The sequence below is a fragment of the Rubricoccus marinus genome (genome assembly GCF_002257665.1).
GTDB classification, from domain to species: domain Bacteria; phylum Bacteroidota; class Rhodothermia; order Rhodothermales; family Rubricoccaceae; genus Rubricoccus; species Rubricoccus marinus.
On sequence record NZ_MQWB01000001.1, the window covers coordinates 123,098 to 137,692 of the forward strand.

The window sequence follows — 14,595 nt, forward strand, 5'->3', positions numbered from 1 at the left end:
CATGCTCAGTGCACCCACCGACGCCGCGGGGATGGAAGCCGCCTCTGGCGCCAGAGGCCCCGCGCCGACTCCGCCCAAGCGGGGAATGAGCGAGGCCACGCGCCACAAGCTCTTCCTCGCCTTCCTGCTCGTGCCGACGGCCGTGATCGTGCTCGCGGTCGTGGCGTTCCCGTTTCTGTACAACGTCGCGCTCTCGCTCTCGGACGCGAACATCTACACGCTGCGGGACTGGAAGATCACCGGGTTCGGGCAGTACGCGAGCGTGATGGCGGAGCCCGCCTTCTGGGGCGTGTTCCTCAAGACGATCATCTGGACCGTCGTGAACGTGGCGTTCCACGTCGGGCTGGGCGTGTTTCTGGCGGTCGTCTTGCACCAGAAGTTTATCAAGGGCAAGCCAGCGTGGCGGATCCTGCTCATCCTGCCGTGGGCCGTCCCGCAGTACATCACCGCGCTGACGTGGCGCGGGATGTTCAACTACGAGTACGGCGCGGTCAACCTGTTCATGAACCGGCTGTTCTCCGCCGATCCGGTCGCGTGGCTGACGGACCCCACGGGCGCGTTCATGGCCGCCATCATCACCAACATCTGGCTGGGCTTCCCGTTCATGATGGTGATCGCCCTCGGCGGCCTGCAGTCCATCCCTGGCGAGCTGTACGAGGCTGCCGACGTGGACGGCGCGAGCGCGTGGGTCAAGTTCCGCCGCATCACGGCGCCGCTGCTCCGGCCGGTTATGATCCCCGCGATCACGCTCGGCGCGGTCTGGACCTTTAACAACATCAACGTGATCTGGCTCGTCTCCAACGGCGGCGAGCCCAACGAGCAGACGCACATCCTCGTCAGCTACGTCTACGAGGCCGCCTTTGGCCTGTACCGCTTCGGCTGGGCGGCCGCCCTGAGCATGGTCATCTTCGCCGTCCTGTTCGTCTTTACGCAGGCCTTCCTGAACCGGACCAACGCGACCGAATCGATGTACTAGCCTCTGGCGCTAGAGGCCCGCGCGTGGCCTCGGGCCGGGGCGTGCGTTTCGCGGCGTCAGGCGCTAGACTCGCCAGAGGCCTCTGGCGCGGAGACGGCCGCTCCGCAGGATGACACGACCGGGCCCCTCGCCCGCTGACTTTCTCAATGCTCCATTCGCTCTCGCGTCCCCTCTTCCTCGTTCTCGCCGTCGCCCTCGCGCTCTCCGGGTGCGCCGGCGGCTGCAGCGACCCGACCGAGATCCTACTCGCGAACGAGGGGCCGGAGTCCCTCGCCGCGCTCGCCGTGGAGACCGGGCCAAGGCCGAAAAGCGACACGCTGAGCGAAGCCCGCGCGACCGTGCAGGCCTCTGGCGGCGGCGCGTATTACTACGACGCGCTCGCGTACGCGCAGGACGACCCCGCGATGGGCCTGACCGTCGGCGGTGAGCGTGTGCTGGACGGGTGGAGCTGGTGGCTGGACGTGGACTCCCTCGTGCTCGGCGCGCCCGACCGCCACCGGGGCGTCGCGCGGCCGGACTTCGCGGTCCGCGCCTACATGGAGCGCGACTCATCGGACTTTATCGCGAGCCTGCTGAACAAGGTCAAGGGCGACGACCGCGCCCGCTTCGTGGAGCGCATCACGCTTCTGGACTCGCGCGATTCCACCGCAGCGCTGCTCGTCGAGGCCGTGGACTCGCTCGGCGTCGTGGCGTACCGGCCGGCCATCGCCTCTGGCGCGAGCGCCGACTCGGCGCGCGTCGTGGGCGAGTCGCTCGTGTTCTTCGCCGGCGGCACGTGGAACGCCGTGCGCGCGACGGGCGGCACGCCGCGCCTCCGCGACATCGCCACCGCGCCAGAGGCCGGGCGCGACGCCGCCAACGTGCCCGGCGAGGTCAGCTTCAGCACGCCCGGCAAGGTCGTCGTAGCGACGGGCTCGTCGCCGGCCGCGGCCGATTCCCTCGCGGGGCTCGCGCTCCAAAACGCCGACGCGCAGCGCCAGAGGCGCGCCGAGCGTCTCGCAGGCGTCGTGGAACGCGTGCCTCTGGCGACCGAGGACATCGAGTTCGACCGCGCCTTCCGGTGGGCCGCCGTCACTCTGGACATGCTGGTGGCGGAGGACTCCACGCGGCTGACCCTCGCGACCGGCCTCCCCGGCGCGCCTCCCCAGCCGGGGCTCTCCACGATCTCAGCCACGCAAGCGCTCCTGGACCTCGGGCGCTGGGAAGAGGCGCGAAAGCTGCTCACCACCTTTGGAGACGCCCAGCTTTTCGACCGCCGCGCCGACCTCCTCGGCCGCGCCCCCAACGTGGTCACGGCTTCTGGCGAGGCCGAGTTCACGACCGCCGACGCGACGCCGCTGTTCCTCGCCGCCTCTGGCGACTACGTCCGCGCGACCGGCGACCGCAGCCTCGTCACGGGCGGCAGCAACTTCTGGTTCAAGTCGGTCTTCGCCATGCGCGGCCTTTACGAGGCCGACTCCCGCAACGGCAACGCGCTGGACGCCAGAGGCTTTCTGGTCTCGCGTGACGGTCGGACAGCGTGGATGGAGACCGACCCCGCCGGGGGCGGATTCCAGCGCCGCGGCCCCACCGCCGAAGCTCAGGGCGCGCTCTACCGCGCGCTCGGGACCGTCCGCGAGTACGCCGAGATCATGGGCGTCGCCGGCCGCTCCAACACGCAGTGGTACGCCGATACGGCGCAGGTCCTCCAGGGACAGTTCCGCCAACGCTTCCTCTCGGATTCCGGCATCGCCGACCGCCTAGACGCCAGCGGCCAGCCAGCGGGCGGCGTTCGCCCAACGGGGCTCCTGGCGCTCAGCGCCTTCGACCTCCCCGCCGCGGACAAGGCACGCCTCGCCAGAGGCCTGGCGGAGCAGTTGGCCTACCCGTATGGCGTCGGAACGCTGCCGCAGTCGGACAGCCTGTTCCACCCCTTCTTGCGCGAGCGCGAGTTCTACCCCGAGGGCGCCGCGCGCTACGGCGGCGTGGTCAGCACGTGGCTCGCCGGGCCTCTGGCGCGGCTGATGGCCGAGACCGGCGGCGCCGAGCCCGCGTGGGAGCTGACCCAAGCACAGGCGCAGCTCGTGACCGGCCGCGGCGTCGTCGGCGCGATCCCGGAGTTTTTGGACGCGCACCCGCGGCAGGCCGCCGGGCAGGTCGGCGTGGGCGGTGCGCCGGTCCAGCCGTGGAGCGTGATCGAACTGGTGCGGACCGCGATGGAGGGCTTCGTGGGTGCGAGCTGGCCGGACGCGAGCACGCTCCAGGTGCAGCCGCGCCTCCCCGAATCCTGGGGCGAAACCACGACGCGCCTCCGCCTCGGCGATGGCGCCGTGGACCTCACGCTGCGGCAGAGCGGCAGCGAGGTCACCGCGACCGTCGCGCCCGAAGGCCGCTTCGCCGAAGGCGCCGTTCTCCGCCTCGTCGGCCCGGGCGGCGCCGTCCGCGTGCCTCTGGCGATGGCGCAGGGCGATACGGCATTCGTCGCGCGCGAGCCCTTCGAGGTCGAGATCAACGGCGCGAGCGCGTCCATCGCGGGCGAAGCCGCTGAGGTCGAGCCCGTTGACGCCGCGCCAGAGGCCTGGGAGGGCTTCGCCTTTATGCAGCCGGACCTCCGCGACGAGTACCCGGTCATGCGCGCCGTCGAGAACAAGCGGGACCTCTCGGGCGACCAGATCCTGCAGACCAACATGAGCGCCCGCGTGATCGCCACGCAGACCGACCCCGACGGGGACGACTGGGGCTCGACGAACACCTTCACCTACCCCGAGGACATCGCGCCCGGCGTGCTGGACGTGACCTACCTCGAAGTCACCGAGGACGACTCCACGACCTACGTCCGCATCGAGTTCGCCACGCTCGAAGCGCTCGCCTCTGGCGCCTCACCGACCATCGTTTCGGTCGCGTTCGACACCGAGGAGGGCGGCGAGCAACGCGTGGGCCGCAACTCCCTTTTCGACTTCCCCAACGGCGAGGGCTACGAGTACGTCGTCCACATCGGCGACGGCATCTCGATCGAGAACGCCAGAGGTCAGGGCCTCGGCGCGCTCCCCGGCGGCGGCGCCAGCGGCTTCGACCCCGCCGCGGGCACGCTGGAGTTCTCCATTCCGCACTTCGTCATGCCCGCACTCGGGCGCGGCGCGAAGGTCGTCGTGCTCGTCGGCCCCCGCGCGTCGGGCTCCGGCCTCGGCGAGTTCCGCGACGTGCTCCGCGACGCCTCTGGCGACAGCGGCGGCGGCAAGGTGGACGACCGCGCCCCCAACGTCTACGACTTCATCGTCGGCCGCGTCACCCGATAAGCGCGCCGCCTCTGGCGCCAGAGGCCCGCACCCGAACATGGACACCAAACGACTCCTCAGCCGCCTCTCGTCGTACGCCGTGCTGGCGCTGTTCGCCTTTATCGCGGTCTACCCCGTGACGCGCATCCTGACGATCTCGATGCGGCCGGGGGACCAGTTGCTCAGCAAGTCGCTCGCGCTCATCCCCGAGGGCGCCTCGCTTGAGAACTACCGCGTGCTGCTCACCGAGACGGACTTCCTCCGCTGGTTGGGCAACAGCCTGCTCGTCTCCATCGTGGTGACCATCACGGGCGTCGCCCTCGCGAGCACGGCGGGTTACGCGCTTAGCCGCCACCGCTTCCGCGGCCGCAAGGCGGCGCTGAGCGGCATCCTGGTCACGCAGATGTTTCCGGCCACGATGCTGCTCCTGCCGCTCTACATCGTGCTGATCCAACTCGGGCTTATCAATTCGTACCTCGGCATCGTCGTCATCTACACCGCGACGGCGCTGCCGTTTTGCGTGTGGCAGATGAAGGGCTACTACGACACGATCCCCGCGAGCCTGGAGGAAGCCGCCCGCATCGACGGCGCGACGCCGTGGCAGGCGTTCTACAAAGTGATCCTGCCTCTGGCGGCGCCCGCGCTCGTCATCACGGCGCTGTTCTCGTTTATGAGCGCTTGGAACGAGTACGTCGTCGCGGCGGTGGTTTTGCAGGACACCGAGCTGTTCACGCTCCCCGTCGGCCTCAAGGGCTTTCAGGCATCCATGGCGACGCAGTGGGGGCTGTACGCGGCGGGCTCGCTGCTCGTCTCCATCCCGGTCGTGGTTCTGTTTCTGGTCCTGAGCCGCTACCTCATCTCCGGCCTCACGCTGGGCGCGGTGAAGGGGTAGCCTCTGACGCCAGAGGTTGGCTCTACCACCGCTTCGGCGTAGGGAGCACTCCGAGAACGGCCGCGACGGCGTGGTAGCCCGCCAGCATCGCGTCGAGAACGGGATGCCAGAGGCGCACGTCGGCTTCTGCGCCGAGGAGGTCCCAAGCCGTGCTGAGCACGCCGCGCTGCAGCACCGTCCGCGCGGCCAACAGCCCCCAGCCCCACGGCACGCCGAACGCGACGTGCAAGAGCGGCGCCCCGATCCACAGGATCAACCCGGAGATCTGCATCGCACCCAGTGCCGCGAGCAGGCGCGATGGGTAGTGCGCTCCGGCCGCCGCGTGGCGCCGCCTCTGGCGCCAGAATCTCGGCCACGTAGCGGGCGCCGCGCTCGGCACGAAGGCCTCTGGCGCCGTCACGTAGCGGACCTCGGCGCCCGCGCGCGCGGCGTCCTGCACGAAGAGGTCGTCATCGCCGCCCAGAGAGAGCGCGTGGGGCGCGAAGCCTCCCAATTCCCGCCAGAGGCCGCGCGGGTAGGACAGGTTGCGCCCGACCGCGTGCCACGCCTTCCCGTGCCCGATGGCACCGATGCTCAGCGCGGCCGTCAGCGCCGTCTCATACCGCACAAACCGGCCCAGCCACCCCGAGCCCGCCAGAGGCCCGTAGCCGACGAGGACGGCCTCTGGCGCGGCCTCTGCAAAGCGCGCAAGCGCGGCGAGCCACCCCGGCGGCGGGCGGCAGTCGGCGTCGGTAAACGCGAGGCGGTCGTGTGAGGCGGCTTGGATGCCGCGGGTGAGCGCGTTCTTCTTCGGCGGCAGCGGAATCGCGGCCTCTGGCGCCAGGGGCTCGGGCAGGGCAGGCGCCGAGGTCGGCGCATCGCCAGAGGAGATATGGACGAGCCGCAGCGGGACGGGGAAGCCCGCCTGCCTCTGGCGCACGAGGTCGGCTGTCGCGTCGGTCGAGCGGTCGTCCACGAGGACGACCTCGAAGGGGCGGTGCGTCTGCGCTGCCAGAGCGTCCAGTAGCGCGCCGATGTTCGCCGCCTCGTCGTGCGCCGCCACGACGACCGAGAGCGCCACGCCAGAAGCCTCTGGCGACGCTGGAGAGCCCAGGTCTCGCACGCGGTTCAGCCCCACGCTTACCCACGCCCAGCCGGCGGCCTGGACGACAAAGGCGAGCACGAGGGCGATGAGGAGCGCGGTCACGGACCGATGGTACCGACGTGCGGGCGCCAGAGGCACGCCCTCACGGCATCTCCCGCTGGCGCCGGGGGCGAAACCCCGCGGTGCCGCCTACCTTCGGCCATGCCCACGCCCGTCCGCCCGTCCCAGGCGCCCGTCATCGGCTTCCCCGACATGGGGCAGTTCTGGACAGCCGCCAACCTGCTCAGCCTCTCGCGGGCGATCCTCGTGGTCCCCATCGCGTGGCTGGTCTACCGCGGCGGGCCGATCGGGCCCATGTTCGGCCTGATCGGCCTGGCCATCGCGACGGACTGGTTCGACGGCAAGGTGGCGCGCTGGCAGGGACAGGTCTCGGAATGGGGCAAGGTGCTGGACGCGACCGCCGATAAGCTGGCCGCGGCCGCGGTCACGCTCGCGCTCCTCACGCGACCCGAAACCGCCGGGCCGAACCTCCCGCTGTGGTTCGTGCTCCTCGCCATCACGCGCGACGCGCTCCTGGCGCTCGGAGGCCTAATCCAGACGCGCCGCCTGGGCCACTTCACGTCCAGCCTGTGGAGCGGAAAAATCGCCGTCACGGCGCTTGCGCTCACCGTTGTCGCCGCGCTTCTCGCCTCGCCAGAGGCCGTTCTGGAGGCGCTCATCTGGTTTACGGCGGCCGTGATGGTCTACTCCATCGTGGAGTACACAGTCCGTTTCCGCGCGATCCTGCGCTACGGGCCGGACGCGCTGGAGTCGGACGGGAACGCGCTGCGGCGCGAGGGCGAGCGGTAATGCGCCCCTGGCGCGGCGGCTCCCTCTGCGGGGACTTGGACTGCGGCGGGCATCGGTGGTAGATCCGGCCGGGCCTCTGGCGCCAGAGGCCGGCTCTGGCGGTCGCGCCTGATGCTTGGGAGCGGCGCACACCCGCAAGAGGCGGAACCCCCACGCGACCGTCCGGCAGGCCATTTGCGAGAAGGGAGGGGGACCCCCGAGAGTGCCGCTCACGCGCGTGCGTGCGCGGTGCCCGTTCCCTTTTCGCGCTGCCCGGTTCCAATCCTCCATGCAGGCCGACTCCTCCGCCACGCACTCCGAACCGCTCAAACTGTATCGCACCCTTCTCGCCGTTGGCGGGATGGTGCTTATCGGTTTCGGGTTGCTGTACCGCCTCGCGGAGCCCGGCATCGTGGACCCCCTGGCGGAGCGGACCACGCTCGGGCTCGCCGCCGTCCTCGTCGTGGGGCTCACCTTCACGAGCGAGTGGGTCCGCGCCCGCGCGCTACGGTTCGTGTACGCGCTGTTCTACGCGATCTCCGCGTGGCAGATCTACGTCGCCACGCTCAACGACTTCTCGATCTCGTCCGCGCTCGGGATCCTGCTCGTGTACTTCGGCTGCTCGGCGGGGATGCGGACGCCGCGCCAGCTCGCGGGCTACTCGGCGGTTTTCGTCGCGGCCGTCGCCTTCGCGCTGTTCTCCGTCGACGACCCGCTCGTCCCCCGTCAGACGTTTCTCGCCACGCTTACGGCCCTCGCCGTGCTCGGCACGTTCGTGCTCCGCTCCCGGCTCGCCGTCGTCAAGCGGCTCGACGCCTCCCGCGAGGAGGCCCTCGCGGCGGTCCGCGCCAAAAGCGAGTTCCTCGCCACGATGAGCCACGAGATCCGCACGCCCATGAACGGCGTGATCGGCATGACGGACCTGCTCGCCACGACGCACCTCACGGCGGAGCAGCAGGACTACGTGAACACCATCCGGGCCTCTGGCGACACGCTTCTCGCCATCATCAACGACGTGCTGGACTTCTCCAAGATCGAGGCCGGGCGCCTGGAACTGGAGAACGCCCCGTTCGCGCTCCGCGACGGCATCGACGACGCGCTAGCGGTCGTGGCGCGCAAGGCGGCTGAGAAAGGCATCGAGCTCGTCGCCTACGTCGAGCCGACGGTCCCGGACGCGTTCATGGGCGATACCATCCGGCTGCGGCAGATCCTGCTCAACCTGCTCTCCAACGCCGTCAAGTTCACCGATAGCGGCGAGATCGTCGTCGAGGTGCGGCGCGATGGGCCGCTGAGCGGCGGCCGACTGCCGCTGGACATCCGGGTGACCGACACGGGGATCGGCATTCCCGAGGACCGGATGCCCGGCCTGTTCGAGTCGTTCTCTCAGGTGGACTCGTCCACGACGCGCCGCTACGGCGGAACCGGCCTCGGCCTCGCGATCTCTCGCCGCCTCGCCGAACTCATGGGCGGCAGCATCACCGCCGAGAGCACCGAAGGCGAAGGCTCCACCTTTGTCCTCCGCCTCCACCTGGACGTGCGGGAAGCGGCGCCAGAGGCCCCGCCGCTCGCCGCGAAGGTCTTGCTCGTAGACACGCACGAGCGCGCCCGCAACGCCCTCGCCGCCACACTGCGGGCCTCTGGCGCCACCGTTCTCCCCGCCCGGAACGCCGAGGAAGCGATCGCGCACTTGGACGGCGGCGCCCGTCCCGATGTCGCGCTGCTGGACTTCCAGGCGGACGGTGCTCCCACCGCCGGCTCCCGCGACGGGTTCGCGCTTGCGCGGCGGCTCCGCATCCGGCTCGCGCGCCTCCCCCTCGTGTTGCTCAGCCCGGTCGGCTCGCGCGCCCCCGAGCCCGGTCTGTTCGATGCCGTCCTTTCGCGTCCCACGCGGCGCTCGCGCGTGCTCGACGTCGTCTCGCGGCTCACGCGCGGCGCGGCGCCCTCGCCGCGTCAGGAGCAGAGCGCGCAGTCCGTAGCCGCCAGAGGCCTCTCCATCCTTATCGCCGAGGACAACCCGGTCAACCGCAAGGTGGCGCTCGGCCTCTTGCGCCGCCTGGGCGGCACCGCAGATGTGGCGCACACCGGCCTCGAAGCGCTCCACGCCATGCGGGACCGCGCGTACGACGTCGTGCTGATGGACGTGCAGATGCCGGAGATGGACGGCCTCACGGCGACGCGCCGCCTCCGCGCCGAGCACGAGCACCAGCCTTACGTGATCGCGCTAACGGCCAACGCGCTCGCCGGTGACGCCGAGGCGTGCCGCGAGGCGGGCATGGACGCCTACCTCTCCAAGCCTGTTCGCCTGGACCACCTCGCTGACGCGCTGGCGCGCGCGCCGCGCACCGCCTCTCCGCCTCCGGCGCCGGCCTCTGGCGCCGCGCCCCCGCCCGCACGCGCGCCGAGGCTCCTGCCGTCGCCAGAGGCGCCAGCGGAGATGCTGATGCACCTGGCGAACAACACGGGCGTTGAGGACCCCGCCTTCGCGGCCGAGGTCCTCGACGCGTTCGCGGGCTCGGCGCAGAGCCTGCTCGCCCGGCTAGACGACGCATGCGTAAGCGCCGACGCGGCCGCGCTGGCGAGCGTGGCGCACGCGCTCAAGTCCGCCTGCGCCACGCTCGGCGCGAGCGACGTGGCCGACGCCTGCGTCGCGGCCGAACGCGCGACCGAGGATGGGTGGACGCCAGAGGCCATGGCGATGGCGGCGGAGATCACGGAGTCGATCGGCGAACTGGCCCAGGTGGCGGCGCAGGCGGCGGACGACGCCCGCGCGGCGGCGGTTACGCCGGCCTCCGAGTTCGCGGCCTGACCCGTCTCGGAGCGATACGACGGCGTTTCACTTCGGGACGGTGTCGTATTTGCGTATACAAGGCCACGGCCAGAGCGCGTTTGGCGCCAGAGGCCGGGTGCTTGCCAAACTCCTGGCAGTTCCCGCCGATACACACTCTGGCTATGCAGACCGCCCGCCGCTCCTCCATCGTCCGCCGCTCCGTCGTGACCGCTTCCAATCTCCAACTCCACCACCGAGGCTTCGCGCTGCGGCTGGAGCAGGCGCAGGACGGCTCGGACCGCTACTCGTTCTCCATCGAGAGCCGGGGGTACACGCTGCACACGTCGGCCTCTGACTTCCGCACGGCGCAGTCCGCCGAGCGCGCCGCCCGCGTCTTCGTCGATGACGCCCTCGGCGGCTACGAGCGCGCCACGCGCGCCCTGGACGCGTAAACACCACTTCCCGGACGTCGCTGCTGACCCGCAGCCGGACCGTGGCGTGGTGGGGCGTGGGCTGAGCCCGCGTTCACGCTCGGCCTCTGGCTGCCCCTGGGATTCTGAGCCCTCGGCCTGTTTGGCCGGGGGCTCGGTGCGTTTGCGCCTCTGGCGAGAACGCCAGCGAAAAGGTGCCCCCGCCTCTGGCGCCAGAGGCTACTCGTCGTCCTCGAAGTAGAAGTCCTCGTTCTGCGTCGGGTAGTCCGGCCAGACCTCCTCGATGTTCTCGTACGGCTCGCCGTCGTCCTCCATCTCCTCCAGGTTCTGGATGACCTCGTAAGGGGCGCCGGTACGGTCGGCGTAGTCGATCAGTTCGTCCTTGGTGGCAGGCCAGGGCGCGTCTTCGAGAGTCGCCGCGAATTCGAGCGTCCAGTACATGTCAGGCGGGGAGAGAGGGGCCCGGAGCGGGCCGAGAGAGGTCGGAATCAGGGCCGCACGATAGGACGGCCCAGACCAAAAAGCAACGGGGGCGCGGATTTGCAGCGCACCTCACGAAAAACGGGCGGCCCCGCCGTGGAGACCGCCCGCCAGAGGCCGTGTGCGGGCCGCGAGCCTAGTCGAACGAGACGGTCTGCGTGCGCGCCGCTTCCAGGAGCTCCTGGTACTCGCGCGGGCTCACGCCGGGCACGAACGTCGTCACCGGGTTGATCGGCGTGCGCTCCTCGTTGAGCAGGCGCACCTCGTAGTGGAGGTGGGGCGCCGTGGAGAGGCCCGTGTTGCCGCTGTACGCCACCGTCTGACCACGGCGGACGCTGGAGCCGACCTGGATGCCAGGGGCCACACGCGAGAGGTGGGCGTAGCGTGTGAGCTTGCCCGCGAGCGGGTGGTCGATCTCGATGACGGTTCCGTAGCCGCCCTTCGCGCCGATAAAGCTCACGACGCCGTCGCCAGCGGCGTAGAGGTCCGTCCCGACAGGCGTCGGGAAGTCCACGCCGGCGTGCATCCGCGTGGTGTGCAGGATGGGGTGGTAGCGCATGCCAAAGCCACTCGTAAGCCGCGCGTTCTTGAGCGGCAAGATGGCGGGCTGCTGGCGCAGAACGGCGTCGCGGGAGGTCGCGAGCTCCTTCAGCTCGTCGTAGGAGCGGTTCTGAAGCTCCATCTGGCGTTCCAGCCGTCCGATGGTCGCGCTCGTCGTCTTGAGGAGCTGCGCGGTGGGCGTGGAGTAGTGGACGAGGTCCTCGCGCTCCGAGCCGCCGACGCCCATCTTGAACTCGTCCTCGGAGATGGGCTCCGCGTTGAGGACCGTGCGGTAGAGCTCGCGGTCGGTTTCGGAGAGCTCTTCGAGCTGGTCCGAGAAGGCGACGAGACGGGTGCTCGTCTCTTCCAACTCGCCCTGGAGCGCGCGGATCTCCTCGCGCTGCGCCACTTCAACGGGCGAGGTCACGAACTGGGCCATCACGCCGACACCGACGGCGGCCAGGACGAGCGCGAGCGACGCGATGGCGCCGAGCTTCAGCCAGAGCCCCTTGCGGCTCGGCTCGACCTCCACAAAGGAGCAGGACTCGTGATCGTAGTAGTAGAAGCTGTTGGGCATAGGGCGGGGCTGGCGCTAGGAGGAAGCGAGGGCCACCGTCTTGAGGACCGGGCTGCGTACCCGGGCCGGTCCTGAAGACGAGGGCCGCCTGTTCACCCACCCGAACAAAGGCCGCGCCAGCGTGGGCTCGGCCGCGTCATGCTGCGCAGAGACGGCCCGGAGGCCTCGCTACGCGTGGTGGGAGCACATTCGCGGGGCCCCAAATGTATCAGGGAGTCCCCTAGGTGTCAACGTCGCGCCATCCCTCCTCCGATTCCTCTCCTAACCATTTCATTTCGTAGCCAGTCGGAGCGGATCGAAACGCTCCCCGTGGACCACGTCTTCCGGCGCCAGAGGCCTCTGGCGGAGGGTGAGACCCTTACTCCGTGTCGTGCTCGAACCACTCGATCCCCCGGCGCGGGGCGCCGTCGCGCTTTCGCTGGATCTGATCGTGCAGGCGCTTTTTGAACACCTCGGCGGGGTCGTAGCCGTAGTGCCGGAGGAGGTAGTTCATCGCGATGACCTCGCAGATGACCGTCACGTTCTTGCCCGGCACGATGGGCAGCTTGACGACCGGGAGCTCCACCGAGAGGATCCGGTCGGTCTCGTCCACCATGTCGATTCGGGTGTACTCCTCGCTCTCGTCCCAGGGGTGGATCCGTACGATGACCTCGATGCGCTTCTGGTGCCGGATGGCGCGCACGCCGAACATCGCGCGGACGTCCACGATGCCGAGCCCGCGGATCTCCATAAAGTGCTGGGCGAGGTCGGTGCCGGCGCCCATGAGCACGCCCTCGGTTTTCTTAGTGGCGATCACCACGTCGTCCGCCACGAGACGGTGGCCGCGCTCCACCAGGTCTAGTGCCACCTCGCTTTTGCCGATCCCCGCCGGGCCCGTGAGGAGCAGGCCGATGCCGTAGACGTCCAAGAGCGAGCCGTGGAGCGTGAGCTGCTCCGAGAACTGGTCCTCCAGGAAGTCCCGAAGGCGGCCCATAAATGGGACCGTGGCCTCTTGCGTGCGGAACAGCGGGACGCCCGCCCGGGTCGCGGCGTCGCGGAGCGAGTCCGGGATGGTGTTGCCGTCGGTGAGGACGATGCAGGGGAGGTCAAAGCCGAGCAGGCGCGAAAAGGCCTCCATGCGCGCGTCGTCGTCCAACCACGCGAGGTAGCGGCACTCGGTGTTGCCGAGCACCTGCACGCGGTGGTGCGTGAACAGCTCGGTGTAGCCCGCCAGTGCGAGTCCCGGCCGGTGGATGGAGGGCTCGGTTACGGTCCGCGCGCTCACGTCCACGCCGTTGACGGGCTCCATCTCGGCGCCCACGCGTTCGCGCATCCGCTCGGCGAGGTATTCGACGGTGATGGACTCTTTGCGGAAGGACTGCTGCGGGCGCATCGCGACGGGCGGGGGTGTGCGGCAAGATCGCGCGCGCCAGAGGCCCTGGGTAGCGGGTGCGGTGTTCGGGGCCTAGCTGCACGGTGGCCGGCCTCTGGCGAGGTTGCCTTGCCTCTGGCGGGCCGGACCTGGGGCATTCTGAGACAGCACCCCCTCCGCCCTGCGGGCACCTCCCCGAGGGGAGGGATGGGACGCGCCTCTCGCCGAATATGGCGAGGCCTCTGGCGCCAGAGGCTCGGGCCGACTTGATTCCGAGATCCGAGATCCGAGATCCGAGATCCGAGATCCGAGATCCGAGATCGGCTACGGCACCTGCACGACTTCCATCACGCGCTGCACGATGGCGCCAGAGGCCACCTCCTCGGCTTCGGCCTCGTACGTCACGCCGATGCGGTGGCGCAGCACGTCGGGCGCGATCGTGCGCACGTCGTCGGGTGTGACGTAGGGGCGGCCGTCTAGAAAGGCCGTCGCGCGGGCGGCGAGCGCGAGCGCAATCGTCGCGCGGGGGCTGGCGCCGTGGGCGACGAGCCCGTCGAGATCCTTGGCGCCGTAGCGGGCGGGCTCGCGGGTGGCGAGGACCAGGTCCACGATGTACTCCTCTACGCTCGGGTCCACCCAGAGCGCGTCCACGATGGCGCGAGCGCTTACGATGGCCTCGGGCTGGACGATAGCGCGCGTTTCGTGCGCCTCGGCGGTACGGGCCATGCGGCGCAGGATGGTCAACTCGTCCTCTCGCGAGGGGTACCCCACGACCGTTTTGAGCATGAAACGGTCCACCTGCGCCTCGGGCAGCGGGTACGTGCCCTCCTGATCGATGGGGTTCTGCGTCGCGAGAACCAAAAACGGCCGGGGCAGGGGGTAGGTGCTCTCGCCGATGGTGACCTGCCGCTCCTGCATCGCCTCTAGGAGCGCGCTCTGGACCTTTGCGGGCGCGCGGTTGATCTCGTCCGCGAGGACGAAGTTGGCGAAGACCGGGCCTTTCTTGACGCGGAAGGAGCCGTCACCCTGGTGGTACACCAGCGTGCCGACCAAGTCGGCCGGAAGCAGGTCCGGCGTGAACTGGATCCGCTGGAAGTCCGCGTGGACAGCCTTGGCGAGGGTGGAGACCGCCAGGGTTTTCGCGAGGCCCGGCACGCCTTCGAGGAGCACGTGCCCGCCCGTGAGCAGCCCGATCAGGAGCCGCTCGATCATCTCTCTCTGCCCTACGAGCACCTTGCCGACCTCATCCAAGAGAGGCTGCACCCACGCGCTTTCCTTCTGGACGCGCTCCTTAAGCGCCCGCAGGTCCGGTGGGCCGCTGGCGCGTGCCGGAGTGGCGCCAGAGGCCTCTGGCGTGGGGGACGTGTCCGGCAGAGGCTGGAAGTCGGGCGGGGTGGAGTCGGTCATGGGCCGAA

The 14,595-nt window shown here is 70.0% G+C and carries 11 protein-coding genes; 6 read left to right on the plus strand and 5 right to left on the minus strand.

Annotated features, from left to right (window positions below):
* Position 1 precedes the first annotated feature (1 nt).
* From BSZ36_RS00475 to BSZ36_RS00485, 3 genes are all read left to right on the plus strand, one after another.
* On the plus strand, positions 2 to 976 hold the full coding sequence (locus BSZ36_RS00475) for a carbohydrate ABC transporter permease (protein ID WP_218827498.1): 975 nt from the start codon (positions 2 to 4) through the stop codon (positions 974 to 976).
* A 146-nt stretch (positions 977 to 1,122) separates the two neighbouring features.
* The gene (locus tag BSZ36_RS00480) at positions 1,123 to 4,251 is read left to right on the plus strand and encodes an amylo-alpha-1,6-glucosidase (protein ID WP_094545209.1); all 3,129 of its coding nucleotides are present in this window, start codon (positions 1,123 to 1,125) and stop codon (positions 4,249 to 4,251) included.
* A gap of 37 nt (positions 4,252 to 4,288) precedes the next feature.
* Complete coding sequence (locus BSZ36_RS00485) at positions 4,289 to 5,122, plus strand: sugar ABC transporter permease (RefSeq protein ID WP_094545210.1); 834 nt, start codon at positions 4,289 to 4,291, stop codon at positions 5,120 to 5,122.
* A 22-nt stretch (positions 5,123 to 5,144) separates the two neighbouring features.
* Here BSZ36_RS00485 and BSZ36_RS00490 read toward each other — a convergent pair whose 3' ends face one another.
* Positions 5,145 to 6,308, minus strand: coding sequence for a glycosyltransferase (locus BSZ36_RS00490; protein ID WP_179270946.1), 1,164 nt, complete (start codon positions 6,306 to 6,308; stop codon positions 5,145 to 5,147).
* Between the two features lie 99 nt (positions 6,309 to 6,407).
* Between BSZ36_RS00490 and BSZ36_RS00495 the strand changes: the two genes are divergently transcribed.
* The 3 genes from BSZ36_RS00495 to BSZ36_RS00505 all read left to right on the plus strand — a co-directional run bounded on the left by BSZ36_RS00495 (position 6,408) and on the right by BSZ36_RS00505 (position 10,253).
* Positions 6,408 to 7,055, plus strand: coding sequence for a CDP-alcohol phosphatidyltransferase family protein (locus tag BSZ36_RS00495; RefSeq protein WP_179270947.1), 648 nt, complete (start codon positions 6,408 to 6,410; stop codon positions 7,053 to 7,055).
* 268 nt (positions 7,056 to 7,323) lie between these two features.
* On the plus strand, positions 7,324 to 9,840 hold the full coding sequence (locus BSZ36_RS00500; RefSeq protein ID WP_094545213.1) for a response regulator: 2,517 nt from the start codon (positions 7,324 to 7,326) through the stop codon (positions 9,838 to 9,840).
* A gap of 143 nt (positions 9,841 to 9,983) precedes the next feature.
* A complete protein-coding gene (locus tag BSZ36_RS00505; RefSeq protein WP_094545214.1) occupies positions 9,984 to 10,253 on the plus strand; it encodes a hypothetical protein in 270 nt (89 codons plus the stop codon).
* A gap of 198 nt (positions 10,254 to 10,451) precedes the next feature.
* Here the strand turns inward: BSZ36_RS00505 and BSZ36_RS00510 are convergent, their stop codons facing one another.
* The 4 genes from BSZ36_RS00510 to BSZ36_RS00525 form a co-directional block, all read right to left on the minus strand.
* Complete coding sequence (locus BSZ36_RS00510) at positions 10,452 to 10,673, minus strand: DUF2795 domain-containing protein (RefSeq protein ID WP_094545215.1); 222 nt, start codon at positions 10,671 to 10,673, stop codon at positions 10,452 to 10,454.
* A gap of 175 nt (positions 10,674 to 10,848) precedes the next feature.
* A complete protein-coding gene (locus BSZ36_RS00515) occupies positions 10,849 to 11,829 on the minus strand; it encodes a peptidoglycan DD-metalloendopeptidase family protein (protein ID WP_094545216.1) in 981 nt (326 codons plus the stop codon).
* A gap of 358 nt (positions 11,830 to 12,187) precedes the next feature.
* Positions 12,188 to 13,201 (minus strand): HPr(Ser) kinase/phosphatase, encoded by a 1,014-nt coding sequence (hprK, locus tag BSZ36_RS00520; protein ID WP_094545217.1) that lies wholly within the window; start codon positions 13,199 to 13,201, stop codon positions 12,188 to 12,190.
* A 303-nt stretch (positions 13,202 to 13,504) separates the two neighbouring features.
* The gene (locus BSZ36_RS00525) at positions 13,505 to 14,587 is read right to left on the minus strand and encodes an AAA family ATPase (RefSeq protein WP_094545218.1); all 1,083 of its coding nucleotides are present in this window, start codon (positions 14,585 to 14,587) and stop codon (positions 13,505 to 13,507) included.
* Positions 14,588 to 14,595 lie beyond the last annotated feature (8 nt).

What these genes read in the sequence shown, in the direction of transcription:
- BSZ36_RS00475 (WP_218827498.1), top strand. Translation starts at nt 2, where the DNA reads ATGCTCAGTGCACCCACCGACGCCGCGGGGATGGAAGCCGCCTCTGGC.
- BSZ36_RS00480 (WP_094545209.1), top strand. Translation starts at nt 1,123, where the DNA reads ATGCTCCATTCGCTCTCGCGTCCCCTCTTCCTCGTTCTCGCCGTCGCC.
- BSZ36_RS00485 (WP_094545210.1), top strand. Translation starts at nt 4,289, where the DNA reads ATGGACACCAAACGACTCCTCAGCCGCCTCTCGTCGTACGCCGTGCTG.
- BSZ36_RS00495 (WP_179270947.1), top strand. Translation starts at nt 6,408, where the DNA reads ATGCCCACGCCCGTCCGCCCGTCCCAGGCGCCCGTCATCGGCTTCCCC.
- BSZ36_RS00500 (WP_094545213.1), top strand. Translation starts at nt 7,324, where the DNA reads ATGCAGGCCGACTCCTCCGCCACGCACTCCGAACCGCTCAAACTGTAT.
- BSZ36_RS00505 (WP_094545214.1), top strand. Translation starts at nt 9,984, where the DNA reads ATGCAGACCGCCCGCCGCTCCTCCATCGTCCGCCGCTCCGTCGTGACC.
- BSZ36_RS00510 (WP_094545215.1), bottom strand. Translation starts at nt 10,673, where the DNA reads ATGTACTGGACGCTCGAATTCGCGGCGACTCTCGAAGACGCGCCCTGG.
- BSZ36_RS00515 (WP_094545216.1), bottom strand. Translation starts at nt 11,829, where the DNA reads ATGCCCAACAGCTTCTACTACTACGATCACGAGTCCTGCTCCTTTGTG.
- hprK (WP_094545217.1), bottom strand. Translation starts at nt 13,201, where the DNA reads ATGCGCCCGCAGCAGTCCTTCCGCAAAGAGTCCATCACCGTCGAATAC.
- BSZ36_RS00525 (WP_094545218.1), bottom strand. Translation starts at nt 14,587, where the DNA reads ATGACCGACTCCACCCCGCCCGACTTCCAGCCTCTGCCGGACACGTCC.